The following is a 17,684-nucleotide window of genomic DNA, read 5'->3' as shown; positions in this document are numbered from 1 at the left end:
CCCGATCCCCGCCGACTACCCCGATCCCCGCCGACTTCCCCCGACTTCTGACAAACCGAGTCCGCACCACCGGAGTTGACCAGATGACCGTCACGCTCGGCGTCCACGCCAGCAACCCCTCGCTCTACTACCTCGCCCGACTCCCCTACCTGGACGAGGAACTGGCCCCGCTCGGCGAGACCGGCGCCTTCCACCACTACGCGGACGGCACCCGCACCGGCGAACTGCTCGCCGAGGGTGTCATCGACTTCGGCGGCACCGGCTCCACCCCGCCGATCACCGCCCAGGCGGCCGGCCACGACCTGGTCTACGCGGCGGTCTCGGCCCCCCGCCCGGACCACGGCGCCCTGCTGGTGGCGGACTCCGGTCCGGTGCGGACGGTCGCGGACCTCAAGGGCACCACCGTCGTCCTCGCCGTGGGCTCCTGGCAGACCCACCTGCTCGCCAAGGCCCTGCACGCACAGGGACTTTCGTACGGCGACGACGTCACCCCGGCGCGCCCGGCGGCCGGCGAGGACCCGGCCCGACGGCTGCGCGACGGCGAGATCGCCGGCTGGATCGCGCAGGGCGCCGAACTCGCCGCGGCCCGCCGAAGCGGAGAGTTCCGCGAGCTGATCCGCACCGGCGACGTCATCACCGACCGCTCGGTGTTCTTCACCCGTCGGGACTTCGCCACCGACCGCCCCGAGGTGGTCGCCGCGATCGCGGCCGCACTGCGCCGGGCGGACGCCTGGGCCGCCGCCAACCCGGCCGAGGCCGCCGCGATCGCCGCCGAGGAACTGGGCGGCACGGCCGCCGACTGGCGGTCCGCGCTGGTCGCACTGCCCTGGCGGCTGGAGCCCGCCACCGCCGGGTTCGTCGCCGAGCAGCAGGAGGCCGCGGACATCTTCCACGGCGCGGGCTTCATCGACCGGGCGCTGAACGTCGCCGACGCCCACCTCCCCGCACTGGAGGCCCCGGTGGCCGCCGCGCTCGCGAAGGCGGTCTGACCGGTGGCGTCCGAAGTCCTCTGGTACATCATCCCGCGCGAGGGCCACTACCCCTGGGAGCCGGCCGGACGCCGGCCGGTGGACCTCCGCTACCTCCAGGAACTGGCGGGCAGCGTCGAACGGTTGGGCTACACCGGTGCCCTCCTCGCGACCGACCTGTACGACGTCTGGACGCTCGGCAGCGCACTCGCGGCCGCCACCACCCCGGCCTTCAAGCCGCTGCTGGCCGTCCACCCCGGGCTGGTCTCGCCCACCCTGCTGGCCAAGATGGCGCTCAGCTTCGACCGGCTGCACGGCGGGCGGCTGCGCTTCAACGTGGTCAACGGCTCGACCGCCCAGCTGCGGGAGTACGGCCTGGACGTCGAGCACGACGACCGCTACCGGCTCAGCGGCGAGTACTGGTCGATCGTCAAGCGCCTCACGGCGGGCGAAGTCTTCGACCACAAGGGCGAGTTCTACGAGCTGAAGAACGCGGGCGCGAGCCTGCGCGAGCTGGCTCCGGTGCAGCCGGGCGGCATTCCGCTCTGGTTCGGCGGCAGTTCGGCGGCCGGCATCGAGATGGCCGCCGAACACGTGGACGTCTACCTGACCTGGGGCGAGCCCCCGCACCTGCTCAGAGAGAAGCTGCACCTGGTTCGCGAGCGCGCCGCCGCCCACGGCCGGACGCTGCGGATCGGGCTACGGCTGCACCTGATCGTCCGTGACACCGAGGCCGAGGCCTGGGCGGCCGCCGACCGGCTGCTGGACGTCACCAGCGAGGCCACCTACGCGCGCCAGCTGGGCGGGGCGAAGGGCGAGGACGGGGTCGGCTGGCAGCGGCAGTTCCGCCAGCACGGCGGCAAGGTGCCGGCCCGGGCCCGGGAGCTGGAGGCCTATCCCAACCTCTGGCCGGGGATGAGCCTGTTCCGCCCTGGGCCCGGCACGGCGGTGGTCGGCTCGACGGCGCAGGTGATCGAGCGCCTGCAGGAGTTCGAGGCACTGGGCGTCGACACCTTCATCCTCTCGGGCAACCCACTGCTGGAGGAGGCGCACCGCGTTGCAGAAACGGTCCTTCCCGCTCTGGGCGTCAAGCGGCCGACGTTGACGGGGGAGTGATGGCGCGCGGCGCACGGCGCATGACGCGTGACGGATGACAAGTAACGGAGGACAGCTGACAGCTGACAGATTTCGAAATTTGTCAGCTGTTCGCGGCAGGCTGTCAGCCGTCACCCGACCTCTGCCGGACCGCGCCGTCTCCCGCACCGCCCCCCGCTGGGCTCAGCGGCTCAAGCGGTCGATCTCCGCCAGCTCCTCGGCCGTCAGCGGGCCGCCCGCCAGCGCGTCGAGGTTCTGGTCCAGCTGGGCCACGCTGCTCGCGCCGATGATCACCGAGACCACCCGCGGGTCCCGCAGCACCCAGCACAGCGCCAGCTGCGCCAGCGTCTGACCGCGCCCCTCGGCGACCTTGGCCAGCGCCCGCAGCTGCTCCAGCTTCGGCCCGGTGAGCGCCTCCTCGGTGAGGAACTTCCCGACCGACATCCGCGAGCCCGCCGGGACCTCCCCGGTCAGGTAGCGGTCGGTCAGCAGCCCCTGGGCCAGCGGCGAGTAGGCGATCAGGCCGGTCCGGGTGTCGCCCACCGCGTCCAGCACGCCTTCGTCCTCCACGTACCGGTTGAGGATCGAGTACGCGGACTGGTTCATCAGCATCGGCGTCCCCAGCTCGCGCAGGATCGCCACCGCCTCCCGGTGCTGCTCCGCCGGGTAGTTGGAGATCGCCGCGTACAGGGCCCTGCCCGAGCGCACCGCGCTGTCGAGCGCCCCCATCGTCTCCTCGATCGGGGTGTCCGGGTCGTACCGGTGCGAGTAGAAGACGTCGACGTAGTCCAGGCCCATCCGGTCCAGCGACTGGTCGAGGCTGGCCAGCAGGTACTTGCGGCTGCCGCCGTTGCCGTACGGGCCGGGCCACATGTCCCAGCCGGCCTTGGTGGCGATGAACAGCTCGTCCCGGTACGGCCGGAAGTCCTGGGCGAACAGGTGGCCGAAGTTGCGCTCGGCGCTGCCGTACGGCGGGCCGTAGTTGTTCGCCAGGTCGAAGTGGGTGACGCCCCGGTCGAAGGCCCGGCGCAGCACCGCCCGCTGCACCTCCAGCGGCTGGGCGTCACCGAAGTTGTGCCAGAGCCCGAGCGAGACGGCGGGCAGCTGGACGCCGCTGTGGCCGGCCTTCCGATAGGTCATCGAGTCATAGCGGTCATCCGAGGCGAGGTAGCTCATGCCGGACATCCTGCCAGCCGGTCGTGGCGGATCAAGCCCTTGCCCCCGTTCCCGGCCGGTGCCTATGCTCGCGGGCATCGTGTGCGTGCGAGTCGGCGGGGAGGCGAGATGGCAGTCCGGACCGTGACAGTCGCCGCAGCCCGCTGTTGTTGTCGCCGCCACCGCGGCGCCGGCCGCTGACACCGAGCGCTGACGCTACCCGCGCCCCACCGCGTCGCGTCGGCCGATCCGCCGGAGCCGTCCGGGCCGCCCGCCCACCGTCCGTGAGGGCGCGTCGCCCGTCGACGTCCCGGTTCCCCGCGATCCGCGCTGCTCGCCGGGCCCCACCGGCGCACCGATCATCCCGGGGCCCGAACCGAGCACATCCAGAGCCCGACCCGGGCGCGACCCGACCCCGACCCCGACCCCGACCCGAGAGCCCAAGGAGACCGCCGTGCGGTTCACCGTCTCGTCCCTCGTCGCCAACGCCCCCGACCCGGTCACCGGCGTCCTGCGCACCCCGCAGCAGAAGCTGCGCAACGTCATCGACCAGGCGGTGCTGGCCGAGCAGCTCGGCTACGACGGCTACGGAGTGGGGGAGCGGCACGGCGAGCCGTTCCTGTCCCCGGCGCCGCCCCTGCTGCTCAGCGCCATCGCCGCCCGCACCTCCACCATCCGGCTGTTCACGACGGTCACGGTGCTCAGCATCCTTGACCCGGTCCGGGTCGCCGAGGACTACGCGATGCTCGACCAACTCTCAGGTGGGCGACTGGAGTTGATCGTCGGCAAGGGCAACGACCCGCGTCACTTCGGGCTGTTCGGCCTTCCCGAGGAGCGCCAGTGGGAGGCGCTCGCCGAGAACTACGCGCTGCTGCGCAGGCTCTGGCGCGAGGAGAAGGTGACCTGGGAGGGCTCGACCCGACCGCCGCTCAAGGAAGCCACCGTCTCGCCGCGCCCCCTCCAGGATCCGATCCCGGTGTGGCACGGCAGCGCGACCAGCACCCGTTCCACCGACCTCGCCGCCCGTCACGGCGACCCGCTCTTCTCCGCCAACTCCTTCCACCCCCTGGAGAAGTACCGGGCCCTGGTGGAGCACTACCGCGAGCGCTGGGTGCACTACGGGCGCGACCCGGAGCTGGCCAGGGTGGGGGCGAGCTTCGGCGGGCTGTTCATCGCCAAGCGCTCGCAGGACGCCGTCGAGGGCTTCCGCCCGTACTGGAACGCGCTGTTCGCCTCGGCCGCCGGTCGGCACAACCAGTCGCCGTTCGCGTCGCTGGAGGACGCGCTGGAGCGCGGTTCGGCACTGGTCGGCAGCCCGCAGCAGGTGATCGAGAAGATCCACCGCTACCACGAGGCCTTCGGCAACGAGGTGGTCGGCATCGGGGTGGACGCGCTCGCCGAGGGGGCGCAGCGCGAGCAGCTGGAGCTGTTCGCCGGCGAGGTGGCGCCGGAGGTCCGTCGCGCGCTGCCGTAGCGGACCGGGTCCGTCCGCCCGCGCAATGCGCCGTGCGCCCCGTACGTGGTGCGGGGTCGACGACCTTCCGTGACGTGACGCGCGCCACCGGGTGCGCCGGAATGCCGTTCGGCGGGGCGGGGGATGACGAACGGTCGAGGGGCCGTGGCCGCCGGGGGGCGGCGCACGGCCCTCGATCGTCGGCGTCCCGGCGGGGCGACCTCGGGGGGCCCGGGTGCCCGGGGGCCCGGGGGCCGGGAGGTCCGGACGGGGTTCGCACTGGCATTCTGTACCTACTGGTATGTACAGTGATCCGCATGAGCACCCAGGACCGCCTCATCGAGAGCACCCAGGCCCTCCTCTGGGAGCGGGGCTACGTCGGCACCAGCCCCAAGGCCGTCCAGCAGCGTTCCGGAGTCGGCCAGGGCAGCATGTACCACCACTTCACCGGCAAGCCCGACCTCGCGGCCGCCGCCCTGCGCCGCAGCGCCGAGCAGCTTCGGGGCGTCGCCGAGGCCGATCTCGCCGCCCCCGGCACCGCCTACGACCGGATCGCCGCCTACCTCGTCCGCGACCGCGACGTGCTGCGCGGTTGCCCGATCGGCCGGATGGCCCAGGACCCGGAGGTGGCCGCCGACCCGCTCCTGCGCACGCCCGTCCAGGAGACCTTCGACTGGCTGCGCGGACGGATCGCCGGACTGGTCGCCGAGGGCCGGACGGCCGGCGAGTTCGACCCCGGGGTCGACCCGGCCGACACCGCCGCCGCCGTGGTCGCCGTCGTCCAGGGCGGCTACGTCCTGGCCCGCGCCGCCGACAGCGCCGAGCCGTTCGAGCAGGCCGTCCGCGGCGCGCTCGGCCTGCTCGCGGCCCACCGCAGGGCCTGACGCGCCGCGCCGACCCGCAAGAGCTTGCAGGCCAGGGCTTGCGGGCCGGGTCCTGCAAGCCAGAAGCCCGCCCGCCGGGCCCCCGTCGTCCCCCCAGGAGTCCCACCGTGCACGCCATGCAGTACGAGATCACCCTCCCCGCCGACTACGACACGGGCGTCATCCGCAAGCGGGTCGCCGACAAGGGCCACCTGCTCGACGCCCACCCGGGCCTCGGCCTCAAGGCCTACCTGGTACGCGAGCGCGGACGACAGGACTCGCCCGTCAACCAGTACGCGCCGTTCTACCTCTGGCGCACCGTCGAGGGCATGAACGGCTTCCTCTGGGGGCCGGGGTTCCGAGGGTTGAGCGCCGACTTCGGCCGCCCTGCCGTCCGGCACTGGCTCGGTGCGGGCCTGGTCCACGGCGAGGCGGGAAGGGCGGCAGCGGCGGGGGAGACGGTCGGGCCGCCGACCACCGCCACCCGCGAGACCGTACGGCTGCCGGAAGCCTCCGACCCGGCCGAGGCCGTCGAGCGGGCGCTCGCCGACCTGCCCGCGCATCCGGCCCTGCACACCGCGGCCGTGGCCGTCGACCCGAGCCGCTGGGAACTGCTCCGCTTCGCACTCTGGCACGGCCAGGCCCCCGAGGACGCGTCCGGTGTCCGCTACCAGGTGCTGCACCTGTCCTGCCCCGAACTCGACCGGCTGCCCGCCGGCCGCCACTGGTGAAAGGCCCCACCTCCCCGATGTCCCCCACCTCGATGTCCCCCGCTCCGACATCCCCCGGCCCGACCTCGCCCGCGGCCGCTCCCGCCGGCGCCGCGCTCACCGAGGCCCCACTCGACCGCGCGGCCGGCCACGCCCTGCTCGCCGACCTGGCGGGGCCGGAGGCCGCCTCCGCCCTCGGCGGCCTGGACGCCCTGGCCCCCGGCTTCCCCGACTGGATCGTCACCAGCCTCTTCGGTGGCACCTACCAGCGCCCCGGCCTCGCCCTGCGCGACCGCCAGATCGCCAACCTGGCCGCCCTCACCGCCCTCGGCGGCGTCGAGCCCCAACTCGCGGACCACGTCCGGTACAGCCGACGGATCGGCCTGACCGAGTCGGAGATCACCGAGGTCCTCGTCCACCTCGCCCCGTACATCGGCCTCCCCAAGGCCCTGGCCGGCCTGCGCGTCGCCACCGCCACCTTCGCGGAGGGCGCCGAGGGCACGGAGGGCGCGGAGAGCAGCGGTGCTTCCGGGACCACCGGCCCCGCCGCCGTCGAGGAGCCCGAGGCATGAGCCGCACCGTCCGCACCGTCCTCGGCGACCTGGACCCCGCCGACCTCGGCGTCACCGACTCCCACGACCACCTCTTCATCCGCAGCCCGCTGCTCCCCGCTCAGGAGCTGGAGGACCCGGCCGCCGCCGAGGACGTCCTGCGCGCCTACACCGCCGCCGGTGGCCGCACCTTCGTCCAGTGGACCCCGCTCGGTATGGGCCGGGGCGCGGAATCCCTCGCCGGGCTCTCCCGGACGACCGGCGTGAACATCGTCGCCGCCACCGGCGCGCACCAGGCGGTCCACTACGCGCCGGGCTTCTTCCCCGACCTCCCCGACCTCCCCGGCGTCCCCGGCCTCCCAGGTTCCCCTGAACCCGCCGCCGGGACGGCCGAGCACCCCGGCCCGAACACCGACCTCGCGGAACGCTTCGTCGCCGACCTCACCACCGGCCTGCCCGGTGCGCCGGAAGGGGTCCGGGCCGGGCTGATCAAGATTGCGGACGACGCGGGGCCCGCCGGCCGGCACGCCCGGTGGACAATGGCTGCGGCCGCCGAGGCCCACCACGCCACCGGCGCCCCGATCGCCGTCCATCTGGAAGCCGACGGCTCGCCGGACCGCGTCCTGCGCCGGCTGCGCGATCACCACGGGGTCGCGCCCGACCGGATCATCCTCGGCCACCTCACCCGGCTGCCCGACCGCGCACTGCACCGCGCCCTGGCCGCCGAAGGCGTGCGTCTCGCCCTGGACAGCCCCTCCCGGCCCGGCCACCCCGGCGACCATCAGGCCTACGAGGTGATCGCCGACCTGGTCGAGGCGGGCCACGCCACTCAGCTGCTGCTCGGCGCGGACACCACGACCCGGACCGCCCGCGCGGCCGGCGGCCCGGTCCGCCTGCTCACCGAGCTCGCGCCGCGCCTCGCCCACACCTACGGCCCCGAACTGCCGGAACTGCTCCTCACCACCAACCCGGCCGCCGCCTTCGCCACCGACTGGCGCACGCCCTGAAGCCAGTCGCAGAAGGGTGCGGGCGGGCAGCCCGGAGTGTTCTCCGACCTCCGGTGCTGCGGTCACCCCGGGCCGGCGCCCTGCCCGCCGGGCGCGTTCACTCCTGCTCGGCTCGTGGCACCAGCGATGCGCGGGAAGTCGGCCCGACCGACTTCCCGTGCACACCAGGCCTCGTTTGCCGCCAGCGGGGCTTCCGGCCTCAACTGCGTTTCCCCGCCGACACCGTGAAGACGCGGACGCGGCGGCGCGGCTGCTCGATGTCGGGGCTGGCCTCGATGGCGGGGCCGGCCCTGGTGCCGAGGTCGTCGAGGGCATGGCCCTGTCGGCACATGCCATGGGAGTCGAGGGCGATGGCGCGTTGCGGGGGCGCCGCCTCGGGATCGCGGAGCCGATCCGAGGCCGGCGGACCCCTGCGGTCGGACGTCCACGACGATGGCTGCCGAGTGCGGCCGTGATCCGGTCGCCGGTCTCGTGGCCGCACGACTCGACGCTCACGGCGCAAGGCTGGGTGGGGAGTTCCTCCGTCGCGGTGCCGGGGCCGAACAGGACCGACGGCCGTCGGATCTCGGATCTCGGATCTCGGCTACGGTGCCGGACATGGCGACACTGACGCTCCGGACCCTCACGGCCGCCGACTGGCCGCTCTGGCGGGACCTCCGCCTCGCCGCCCTGACCGATGCGCCGGAGGCCTTCAAGACGGGCCTCGCCGATTGGCCCCGGGGTGGCGAGGCCCGCTGGCGCGAGCGGCTCGGCCTCCCCGGTGCCCACCACGTCGCGGCCCTTCTGGACGGGGACCCGGTCGGGCTGGTCGGCGGCCTGCCCGGATCGCCGGACGGCGTACGGGAGTTGCGCTCGCTCTGGGTCGCCCCGCGGGCGCGTGGCCGGGGCGTCGCGGACCGGCTCGTCGAGGAGGTCGAACGCTGGGCCCGGGCCACCGGCGGGACCACGCTGCGCCTCGCCGTGCTCCCCGGCAACCGCGCGGCGCTCACCCTCTACCACCGCCACGGCTTCACCCCGCTCCGGGAGTCCGGCGACCTGCTCTCCGACGGGGTCACCCGGGAACTCCTGCTGGCGAAGCCCCTGGGGTGACACCCGTCGGGCCCGCCGCCCCGCCGCCCCGCCGGACCCAGGGCTCGACGGGGCGGGCGACGGTCACATGTGGGTGCCGCCGTCGATCCGGAGCTCGGTGCCGGTGACGAAGGCGCCGTCGTCGGAGGCGAGCATGGCGATCACACCGGCCACCGTCTCCGGGCCGGCGAAGCCCTGGCCGAGGGCGGGCGACAGCTTGGCCAGCAGGCTGAAGTCGGCGTCGGCGGGCAGGCCCGGGTCGTGGGTCATGCCGCTGTCGATGCTGCCCGGCGCGACGCAGACGGCGCGCAGGCCCTGCTTCGAGTATTCCGAGGCGATGGCGTGGGTGAAGGACTGGATGCCGCCCTTGGTCGCGGCGTACGCGGCCATGTAGGGGTGGGCGAAGCTCGCGGAGGTGGAGCTGAAGTTGACCACCACGCCCTTGCCGCCCGCGAGCAGCGCGGGAAGCGCCTCGCGGGTCATCAGGAAGGTGCCGGTCAGGTTCACCGCGAGCAGCTTGTTCCAGAACTCCAGGCTGGTCTCGTGGGTGTGCGAGGAGCGGAGGATGCCGGCCGCGTTGACCAGCGCGTCCAGGCCGCCGCCCAGGCCTGCGATCGCCTCGGCGACGCCCGCGACGACGGCCGCCTCGTCGGAGATGTCCAGCACCCGGATGGTCAGCCGGTCTGCGGTGCCCTCGGCGGTGGCGCGGTCCAGGGTCTTCTTCAGGCCGTCCTCGTTGACGTCGACGGCGACGACCTTCCCGCCCTCGGCGAGGACCCGGTGCACGGTGGCCTGGCCGATGCCCGAGCCGCCGCCGGTGATCAGGACGTTCCGTCCGCTGAAGCGCTCCATGGTGGTACTCCGTTCGTTCGTGCCCTCTCGGCTACAAGGGCACGGTACGCCTAAGTGGCATATCGTGCCAACAAGTCTCTTCGTGTCTATTCGTCCTTTCATGCCATCCTGGCGTCGGTCCGCGTAGGCTGACCCCGTGACCGGACGCCCGACCCTGACCCAGCGCCGCCGTGAGGCCACCCGGCTGGAGATCGCCCGCGCCGCCGCCGCGCTCTTCGCCGAGCGGGGAGCGGAGGCGACCACCGCGGAGGAGATCGCCCTCGCCGCGGGCATCTCGTTGCGCACCTTCTACCGGTACTTCTCCGTCAAGGAGGACGCCGTCGCCCCGCTGCTTGCCGCGGGTGGGCAGGAGTGGGTGGAGCTGTTCGTGGCGAGCCCCGTCGGCCTTCCGCTGCGCGAAGCGCTGGAGCGTGCGGCGGTCGCGTCGCTGACCCCGGCCGACGAGGCGCGGGCCGAGATGATGCGGTGGGCCCGCGGCCTGCTGCGGGACCCGAAGCTGAACGCCACCTGGCGGCGCGTCCACGCCGACTCGGAGGAGCGGCTGCGGGCCGCGCTCGTCGAACGCTGCCCGGAGGGCACGGACCCGCTGGAGATCCGGCTGGCGGCCGCCGCGGCGACGGCGGCGATCCGGGTGGCCCTGGAGCAGTGGGCCTCCTCCGAGGCCACCCTCGCCGGTCCGGGCTCCCCGCAGGACCTCGGTGCGCGCTGCATGCGCGAGCTCACGGCGGGGCTGGGGCTCTGGGGCCGGGTGGGCTGAGCCCGCCCCCGCGCCGGCGGACCATCGGCAGCCGACAGCCGACAGCCGACAGCCGACAGCCGACAGCGGACAGCCGACGGATTTCGGATGTCAGCCGACAGATGTCAGCTGACAACTTTCGAAATCTGTTATCTGAACGTTGTCACCCACCCTCCCTGCTCCCCGTGATCTCCCAGCCACGGTCGGCTTTCTCCCAGCCGGCGTTAGGGTTGGTCCTCGCGCCCCGGCGGGGGAACCGGGGTGACCTCCTCGGATGTCCCCAGCGGAGGGGTCTGGAGTTCGAGGCGTGGGAGCAAGTAGGACATGGGTCTGACGAGCCACAAGGTGCTGGCGCTGACCGCACTGATAGCGGTCGTGATGATGGTCGGCACGGTCTGGTTGTGGCCCAGACTCGCGAAGAGGACCTGGCAGTCGGTGCTCGGCCGGATCGGCGCGCTGCTCGCCACCCAGCTCGCGGTGCTCGCCGCACTCGGCCTGGTCGCGAACAACTACTTCGCCTTCTACAGCAGTTGGGACGACCTGCTGGGCACCGGCGACACCGGACCGGTGGTCATCCACAACAAGGCGGACGCCTCGGGCCGGCTGATGGTCGAGACGATGGGCCAGGCCTCGGTCAAGGGCGGTGGCGCGATGGGCCGCGAGCCCGCCCAGTCCGGCGAGATCCGCAAGGTCCGGATCGACGGTGCGGTCAGCCGGCTGTCCACCGAGGGCTACGTCTACCTGCCCCCGCAGTACTTCCAGCCGGAGTACGCCCAGAAGCAGTTCCCGGCCGTGATCGTCAGCACCGGATTCCCAGGAATCGCCGAGAACCTGATCACCCGCTTCAACTACCCCGGCGCCGCGCTCAAGCTGCTGCAGGAGGGGAGGATGCAGCCGACCGTCATGGTCCTGGTGCGTCCCTCGCCCGCGCTGCCGCAGGACACGGAGTGCGAGGACGTCCCGAACGGCCCGCAGTCCGACACCTACTTCACCAAGGACGTGCCCTCGGCGATCCAGGCCAGCTACCGGGTCTCCTCGGACCCGCAGGCCTGGGCGTTCATGGGCAACTCGACCGGCGGCTACTGCGCGCTCAAGCTGGCCATGCGCCACCCGGACGTCTTCCCGACCGCCGTCGCCCTCTCCGCCTACTACGACGCCGCCGACGACCCGACCACGGGCGACCTCTTCGGCGGCAGCAAGCAGCGGCGCGACGAGGCCAACCTGCTGTGGCGGCTGAAGAACCTGCCGCAGCCGAAGGTGTCCGTGCTGCTCGCCGGCACCAAGAAGGGCGACGGCAACTACCGCCCGGAGACCGAGGCCTTCGTCGATTCGGTGCAGAGCCCGATGAAGGTCTCGTACAGCATGCTGGAGAACGGCGGCCACAACTTCGAGACCTGGAGCGCCCTGCTGCCCTCCTCGCTGGAGTGGCTGTCCCAGCACCTCAAGGTGCCGAACCAGTCCGCGTGACCCCGACCGGTCGACGCGGAGGCCCGAAGCCGACCCGGCCCCGGCTCGACCCGCGACCCGGCTCGACCGCGGACAGACCGGACGCGCGGACAGACCGGACGCGCGAACAGACCGGACCCGCGAACCGACTGCCGACCAGGCCGGACCCGCGAACCGATCGAACCCCCGGAGCCGAGGCCCGGGGGTTCGGCCGTTCGGGAGCCCCGCCGCTCAGGCCACCTGCTCCAGCGTGCCGGTGTGGAGCTCGCCGACCCGGCCGCCCTCGCCCTCGAAGGTCCAGAAGGCCCGCACCGTCAGCTTGCCGAGGTCCATCACATGGCTGACGGTGATCCCGCTCTGCTCCGTCCAGCTGACGAAGTAGATCCCCGGCGCGACCTCGGCGACGTGCAGCCGCACGTCCTCCCACTGGCCCGCGGACTCGCCGAGGCCCTCCCAGCGCAGCCGCGTGCCGTCGGCCGAGTAGGTGTTGCGGAAGGCCGCGCCGTTGTCGGCCCGGAAGAGGTAGGTGCGGCCGGCGAAGGCGGGCAGGGGCGCGGTCATGGTGGGGCGGGTCCTCGTCTCTGTCAGGTCGTGGCGAGCACCGGGTCGGGTTCGCCGCTCTTGTGCGCTGCGGATGATGCCAGGCCTCCAATTTATCCGACCGGGTGCACTCGGTCAGGCACTCGCCACGGTACGGTCCGCCACCGGCCGGCGGGCCGGGTGTGCGACCGGCACATGGGCAGGGCCGCGTGCCGGTCCTACCGTCCCGTCATGAGACGTACCCCCACACGCCCCGTCCGGCGCTCCCGTCCCGGCCGGACCGTCCGCCCCGTCCCGGCGCGGCGCGTCCCCACCGCCCTCGCCGCCGTGCTCCTGACCCTGGCCGCCGCCCTGCTCGGTGCCCCCACCACCGCGCGGGCGGGCACGGCCCGGGCCGCTGCCGCCGCCCCGGTCACCCTGGAAGCCACCTTCCCCGCTCCCGGCAACGGCTGGGCGAAGGTCGAGCGCTATCTCGACACCACCCCCGGATTCGGCGCCGAGCAGTTCCCCGCCGACGGCCGCGGTGACCAGGACGGTGCCCGCCGGACGTACTTCGGCACCGGCCGGCCCTCCTCCGCCCGGTTCCTGCTCTACTCCGCCGCGGGCTGGGACACGGGCAGCCAGGCCACCCCCGTCCTGCTGGTCCACGGAGCCAACGACAACGCCGACCGGGCCTGGGCGAACCCGGGGGAGAGCGGCACCTGCGGCGCCGCGAGCTGCCCGTCCACCGGGCTCGCCCAGTACCTGGCCGGCACCGGCCGCCGGGTCTTCGCGATCGGCTTCGCCCACAAGCACGGCGACAACCTGCTCCAGGCGCAGGCCGTCGGCGACGCCCTCGCGCTGATCCGGGCCCGGCTCGGCGTCTCCCAGGTCGACGTGGTGGCCTGGAGCAAGGGTGAGGTCGCCGCCCGGGCGTACGTGTCCTCGGTGAAGCCCTCCTGGGGGAGGGCGTACGCGGGCGACGTGCGCCGGCTGGTCACCCTGGGCGGTCCGCACGGCGGGCTCGACTACGTGTACGCGCACGGCTGGGACTTCGACCTGGCGACCTGGCCCGCCTGCGGCGGCACCGCCAACGCGCCGTCCCCGCACCTCTACATGACCTGTTACGGCACGTACACCGCGCAGCCCTGCCTCGGGGTGCTGCCCAGCGGCGGCTACGACTGCTATCCGGGCCAGCGCCAGCTGCTCGCCCGCTGGGACGGCACCTACGGGGTGGACACCACCGCACAGGACTGGTGGACGACCTACTACGGCGGGCAGGGCTTCTACACCTCCGGGCAGGGCATCCAGGCGGCGATCGACGCGGGCTCGCTGATCGCCCCGCTCCGGCAGGCGGGTGTTCCGGCCCCGGTGCGCACCTACCTGCTGGCGGGCGGGTCGGCGGACCTCCCGGGCGTGCTCAACGAGGGCCGCGGGCCGAGCGACGGCTTGGTCTTCACCGCGAGCGCGCTGGACACCACCGGCATCGCGACGGTCGGCGGCACCCGGCTGCTCGCGGGCCTGAACCACCTGGAGCTCGCCTGGGCGCCGGACGCGGCGAGCCAGGTCAACACCTGGCTGAGCTGAGCTGAGTTGCGTTGCGTTGGGCCGAGCCGAGCCGAGCCGAGCCGAGCAGGGCAGAGCTGAACCAGGCCGCGGCCGAGCCGCCGGCAGGACGGCCCCCGCCGACACGACCGTCCGGTCGGCGGGGGCCGGGGCGGGGCCGGGGGACTCAGGAAGCGGCAGCCGCCTGGACCACCGTGATGTCGAACGGCTGCCGGTTGTTGGCCTCGTTCCGGTCGTCCGCGCTGCGCACCGTGACCGAGCCGCCGCTCAGCCTGCCCGTCGGCAGCTCCGGGTCGAGCCGGACCGGGACGAGGGCGGTCGCGCTGCGTCCGTCCCGGAGCCCGGGGCCGAACGCGCAGCGCACGGTGCGGCCGTGGCCCGTCACCTGGCAGCTGGAGGGGAAGTACGGTCCTTCCGGGCTGACGCCGTCGGGCAGGGTGATCACGACCGTGAACGGGGAGGCGGTGGTGTCCGGGCCCCCGTTGCCGACGAAGGCGTGGATGGTCGTGGTGCCGCCGGGCGCGGCCGGGTCGGGGTCGAGTCGGACCACCTCCAGGTCGGAGTCGGACGGCCGCGCGGCGGCCGCGCCCGTGGTCGCCGGCGCGGGCAGCGTGGAGGCCTCCGGCGCCTCGGACCCGGTGCCCGAGCCGGGCTTGGCCGGCGCGGGCAGGGTGGAGGCCTGGGGCGTCGCCGGTGCCGGCAGGGTGGAGGCGGTCGGGGTGCCCGGCGCGGGCAGGGTGGTGGCGGTGGCGATACCCGGCTCGACGACCTCCACCGCGGGCCGGGGCTCGGGCCGCCGCAGCGCCCAGGACGGGTCGGTGGCCAGCACCGTCACCGCGCATCCCGCCGCCACGGCCGCGACCAGCCCGGCTCCGCCGAACCTCCGGCCCCTCCCGGCACGGCGTACGGCGTCGCGCCGTACGCCGCTGCCACCCCGCGCATCGGCACCCCGCGCGTTCTCCCGCACGTCCCGGTGCTGCCGCATCCCCTGCTGCATCCCCGCTCACCCTGCCCTCGCGTCCCGGCCGCCCGCGCCGTCGCGGGCCGCGTCGGGACCAGGGTGGCGGAGCCGCGGCCGGAGCCCGGTGGCAACCCGCCCGTCGTCCGCTCGAACGGATGACGTCGCGGGCCGCGCCGACCGGGTCGTCCGGCAACGGGGGTTGACCGGCCGTCAGGGGGCGAGGACCTGCCCCAGCCGGGTCGCGATCTGGTGCATCACCGGTACGAGCGAGGCGGCCCCGGCCTGTTCCTCCAGGGCCCGGATGCGGGCCTCGGGGCCGGAGACGGAGAGCGCGGTGGGCGTCGGCGCGCCAGGAACGGCGAGTGCGATGCAGCGGACACCGATCTCCTGCTCCTGGTCGTCGACCACGTAACCGCGCTCGCGCGCCTCGGCGAGCTGGCGCATCAGCTCCTGCGGGTCGGTGACCGTGTACTCGGTGTGCGCGGGCAGCGGGTTGGGGCCGAGGACGGCGCGCGCCTCGTCCTCGGGCAGCTGGGCGAGCAGTGCCTTGCCGACTCCGGTGCAGTGCGGCTGCACCCGTCGGCCGACCTCGGTGAACATCCGCATCGAGCGGCGCGACTGCACCTGGCCGACGTACACCACCTCGCCGCCCTCCAGCACGGCCAGGTTGGCGGTCTCGCCGGTGGCCTCCATGAGTTCGGCCAGGTACGGGCGGGCCCAGCTGCCGAGCAGCCGGCCGGCCGTCTCGCCGAGCCGGATCAGCCGGGGGCCGAGGGTGTAGCGACGCGCGGTGTCCTGGCGGACATAGCCCTGCTGGACGAGGGTACGAACCAACCGGTGGATGGTCGGCATCGGGAGGCCGGAGCTGGTGGAGAGCTCGCTGAGGGTGGCCACGCCGCCGGAGTCGGCCAGTGCCTCCAGGAGTTGGAAGGCGCGCTCGACGGACTGCACGCCGCCGCCCGCGCGCTCGGCGCCTGTCGTCGATGCTGGGTCGGGGGTCGCAACCACCGGTGGTCCCTTCACTGTCGGGGAGGTGTGGAGTCTCGGCGACCTCTTCAACAAACCGTTGAAATTCTGTATCGCGGAAACTAGTCTCCACCTTACAGAATCGGACTTGCCGCCCGGCGGGTTCCGGTCGGGGAAGTCCCCGCGGAGGTTCCCCAGGGAACGTCCCGCCGGAGTTCCCTCCGTCAGGCTCAACCGTCTTAGGAGTGTCCTGCTCATGGCTGCAGATCAGGGGCCCGTCGGCGCCTCGCCCGCCGCTCCGGTCGTCACTGTCGCCGGTCCTCGCGTCCACCGGGCGGAGGAGGTGCTCACTCCGGAGGCGATCGCCTTCGTCGCAGGCCTCCATCGCGCCTTCGAGGGACGGCGGCAGGAGCTGCTGGCCAGGCGCAGGACCCGCCGCGCCGAGATCGCCGCGGCCGGAACGCTGGACTTCCTCCCCGGGACCGCCGAGGTCCGGGCCGGGGACTGGAAGGTCGCCGAGGCGCCCCGCGCGCTCCAGGACCGCCGGGTCGAGATCACCGGCCCGACCGACCGCAAGATGGTCATCAACGCGCTCAACTCCGGGGCGCGGGTCTGGCTCGCCGACTTCGAGGACGCCACCTCCCCGACCTGGGAGAACGTGATCGGCGGCCAGGTCAACCTGGTCGACGCCTTCGAGGGCCGGATCGACTTCACCAGCTCGGCCGGCAAGGCCTACACCCTCAAGCCCGCCGCCGAGCTCGCCACCGTGGTGGTCCGCCCGCGCGGCTGGCACCTGGACGAGAACCACCTGCTGGTCGACGGCACCCCGGTGGCCGGCGCGTTCGTCGACTTCGGCCTCTACTTCTTCCACAACGCCGCCCGGCTGCTGGCCAAGGGCGCCGAGGACCCCAACTCCGGCCCGTACTTCTACCTGCCGAAGACCGAGAGCCACCTCGAAGCCCGGCTGTGGAACGACGTGTTCACCCACGCCCAGGCCGAACTCGGGATCCCGTACGGCACGATCCGGGCGACCGTGCTGATCGAGACCATCACCGCGGCCTTCGAGATGGACGAGATCCTCTACGAGCTGCGCGACCACGCGGCCGGCCTCAACGCCGGGCGCTGGGACTACCTGTTCTCGATCGTCAAGAACTTCCGCGACGCCGGCGCCCACTACGTCCTGCCGGACCGCAACAGCGTGACCATGGCCTCGCCGTTCATGGCCGCCTACACCCGGCTGCTGGTGCGGACCTGCCACAAGCGCGGCGCCCACGCGATCGGCGGCATGGCCGCGTTCATCCCGAGCCGCCGCGACCCCGAGGTCAACGCGGCCGCGCTGGAGAAGGTCAAGGCGGACAAGGACCGCGAAGCCGGGAACGGCTTCGACGGCTCCTGGGTCGCCCACCCCGACCTGGTGCCGGTCGCCCGGGCCTCCTTCGACACGGTGCTCGGCGAGCGGCCCCACCAGAAGGACGCCCCCGGCCCGGCCGAGCCGGTGACCGCCGCCCAACTGCTCGACATCGCCGGGGCCGGCGGCACCTGCACCCGTGCGGGGCTGCACAACGCCGTCCAGGTCGGCATCCGCTACATCGAGGCCTGGCTGCGAGGCCTCGGGGCCGTCGGCATCTTCAACATGATGGAGGACGCCGCCACCGCCGAGATCTCCCGCTCGCAGGTCTGGCAGTGGATCCACAACGGGGTCGTGCTGTCCGACACCGGCGAGAAGGCCACCGCGGAGCTGGTCCGCGCCCTGGTCGCCGGGGAGTCG

The 17,684-nt window shown here is 73.6% G+C and carries 18 protein-coding genes; 12 read left to right on the top strand and 6 right to left on the bottom strand.

Annotated elements, in window-relative coordinates:
* Positions 1 to 83 precede the first annotated feature (83 nt).
* Positions 84 to 989 (top strand): ABC transporter substrate-binding protein, encoded by a 906-nt coding sequence (locus tag ACWD4P_RS30525; protein ID WP_449781873.1) that lies wholly within the window; start codon positions 84 to 86, stop codon positions 987 to 989.
* A gap of 3 nt (positions 990 to 992) precedes the next feature.
* On the top strand, positions 993 to 2,084 hold the full coding sequence (locus ACWD4P_RS30520) for an LLM class flavin-dependent oxidoreductase (protein WP_449781872.1): 1,092 nt from the start codon (positions 993 to 995) through the stop codon (positions 2,082 to 2,084).
* A gap of 162 nt (positions 2,085 to 2,246) precedes the next feature.
* Here ACWD4P_RS30520 and ACWD4P_RS30515 read toward each other — a convergent pair whose 3' ends face one another.
* Complete coding sequence (locus tag ACWD4P_RS30515; protein ID WP_449781871.1) at positions 2,247 to 3,239, bottom strand: aldo/keto reductase; 993 nt, start codon at positions 3,237 to 3,239, stop codon at positions 2,247 to 2,249.
* Between the two features lie 433 nt (positions 3,240 to 3,672).
* Here ACWD4P_RS30515 and ACWD4P_RS30510 point away from each other — a divergent pair, with 433 nt between their 5' ends.
* The 5 genes from ACWD4P_RS30510 (at position 3,673) to ACWD4P_RS30490 (ending at position 7,802) form a co-directional block, all read left to right on the top strand.
* The gene (locus ACWD4P_RS30510; RefSeq protein ID WP_449781870.1) at positions 3,673 to 4,692 is read left to right on the top strand and encodes an LLM class flavin-dependent oxidoreductase; all 1,020 of its coding nucleotides are present in this window, start codon (positions 3,673 to 3,675) and stop codon (positions 4,690 to 4,692) included.
* A 296-nt stretch (positions 4,693 to 4,988) separates the two neighbouring features.
* Positions 4,989 to 5,555, top strand: a complete 567-nt coding sequence (locus ACWD4P_RS30505) for a TetR/AcrR family transcriptional regulator (protein ID WP_449781869.1) — start codon at positions 4,989 to 4,991, stop codon at positions 5,553 to 5,555.
* Between the two features lie 107 nt (positions 5,556 to 5,662).
* Positions 5,663 to 6,265 (top strand): DUF4865 family protein, encoded by a 603-nt coding sequence (locus tag ACWD4P_RS30500; protein WP_449781868.1) that lies wholly within the window; start codon positions 5,663 to 5,665, stop codon positions 6,263 to 6,265.
* 17 nt (positions 6,266 to 6,282) lie between these two features.
* Positions 6,283 to 6,816: a carboxymuconolactone decarboxylase family protein gene (locus ACWD4P_RS30495; protein WP_449781867.1), complete on the top strand. Its 534-nt coding sequence runs from the start codon at positions 6,283 to 6,285 to the stop codon at positions 6,814 to 6,816.
* Entirely contained in the window at positions 6,813 to 7,802 is a 990-nt protein-coding gene (locus ACWD4P_RS30490; RefSeq protein WP_449781866.1) for a phosphotriesterase family protein, read from the top strand. The genes ACWD4P_RS30495 and ACWD4P_RS30490 overlap by 4 nt, the downstream gene beginning before the upstream one ends.
* Before the next feature lie 199 nt (positions 7,803 to 8,001).
* Here the strand turns inward: ACWD4P_RS30490 and ACWD4P_RS30485 are convergent, their stop codons facing one another.
* The gene (locus ACWD4P_RS30485; RefSeq protein ID WP_449781865.1) at positions 8,002 to 8,133 is read right to left on the bottom strand and encodes a hypothetical protein; all 132 of its coding nucleotides are present in this window, start codon (positions 8,131 to 8,133) and stop codon (positions 8,002 to 8,004) included.
* A 266-nt stretch (positions 8,134 to 8,399) separates the two neighbouring features.
* Here ACWD4P_RS30485 and ACWD4P_RS30480 point away from each other — a divergent pair, with 266 nt between their 5' ends.
* On the top strand, positions 8,400 to 8,891 hold the full coding sequence (locus tag ACWD4P_RS30480) for a GNAT family N-acetyltransferase (protein WP_359817930.1): 492 nt from the start codon (positions 8,400 to 8,402) through the stop codon (positions 8,889 to 8,891).
* Positions 8,892 to 8,954: 63 nt separating this feature from the next.
* On the opposite strand, the gene ACWD4P_RS30475 is transcribed toward ACWD4P_RS30480, so the two are convergent.
* Complete coding sequence (locus tag ACWD4P_RS30475; protein WP_449781864.1) at positions 8,955 to 9,722, bottom strand: SDR family NAD(P)-dependent oxidoreductase; 768 nt, start codon at positions 9,720 to 9,722, stop codon at positions 8,955 to 8,957.
* Between the two features lie 136 nt (positions 9,723 to 9,858).
* On the opposite strand from ACWD4P_RS30475, the gene ACWD4P_RS30470 reads away from it, so the two are divergent.
* The gene (locus ACWD4P_RS30470; protein WP_449781863.1) at positions 9,859 to 10,479 is read left to right on the top strand and encodes a TetR family transcriptional regulator; all 621 of its coding nucleotides are present in this window, start codon (positions 9,859 to 9,861) and stop codon (positions 10,477 to 10,479) included.
* Between the two features lie 303 nt (positions 10,480 to 10,782).
* On the top strand, positions 10,783 to 11,925 hold the full coding sequence (locus ACWD4P_RS30465; RefSeq protein ID WP_449781862.1) for an alpha/beta hydrolase: 1,143 nt from the start codon (positions 10,783 to 10,785) through the stop codon (positions 11,923 to 11,925).
* A gap of 210 nt (positions 11,926 to 12,135) precedes the next feature.
* Here ACWD4P_RS30465 and ACWD4P_RS30460 read toward each other — a convergent pair whose 3' ends face one another.
* On the bottom strand, positions 12,136 to 12,465 hold the full coding sequence (locus tag ACWD4P_RS30460; RefSeq protein WP_359817938.1) for a MoaF-related domain-containing protein: 330 nt from the start codon (positions 12,463 to 12,465) through the stop codon (positions 12,136 to 12,138).
* A gap of 210 nt (positions 12,466 to 12,675) precedes the next feature.
* Here ACWD4P_RS30460 and ACWD4P_RS30455 point away from each other — a divergent pair, with 210 nt between their 5' ends.
* Positions 12,676 to 14,010 (top strand): esterase/lipase family protein, encoded by a 1,335-nt coding sequence (locus ACWD4P_RS30455; RefSeq protein WP_449781861.1) that lies wholly within the window; start codon positions 12,676 to 12,678, stop codon positions 14,008 to 14,010.
* Positions 14,011 to 14,155: 145 nt separating this feature from the next.
* On the opposite strand, the gene ACWD4P_RS30450 is transcribed toward ACWD4P_RS30455, so the two are convergent.
* On the bottom strand, positions 14,156 to 14,986 hold the full coding sequence (locus tag ACWD4P_RS30450; RefSeq protein ID WP_449781860.1) for a hypothetical protein: 831 nt from the start codon (positions 14,984 to 14,986) through the stop codon (positions 14,156 to 14,158).
* A gap of 174 nt (positions 14,987 to 15,160) precedes the next feature.
* Positions 15,161 to 15,958 (bottom strand): IclR family transcriptional regulator, encoded by a 798-nt coding sequence (locus ACWD4P_RS30445; protein WP_449781859.1) that lies wholly within the window; start codon positions 15,956 to 15,958, stop codon positions 15,161 to 15,163.
* Between the two features lie 214 nt (positions 15,959 to 16,172).
* Between ACWD4P_RS30445 and aceB the strand changes: the two genes are divergently transcribed.
* Positions 16,173 to 17,684 (top strand): malate synthase A (gene aceB, locus ACWD4P_RS30440; protein WP_449781858.1); only part of this gene is annotated, 1,512 nt, incomplete at its 3' end.

Source organism: Kitasatospora sp. NPDC002543 (assembly GCF_053594915.1).
This window is presented reverse-complemented; position numbering and strand designations above follow the sequence as displayed.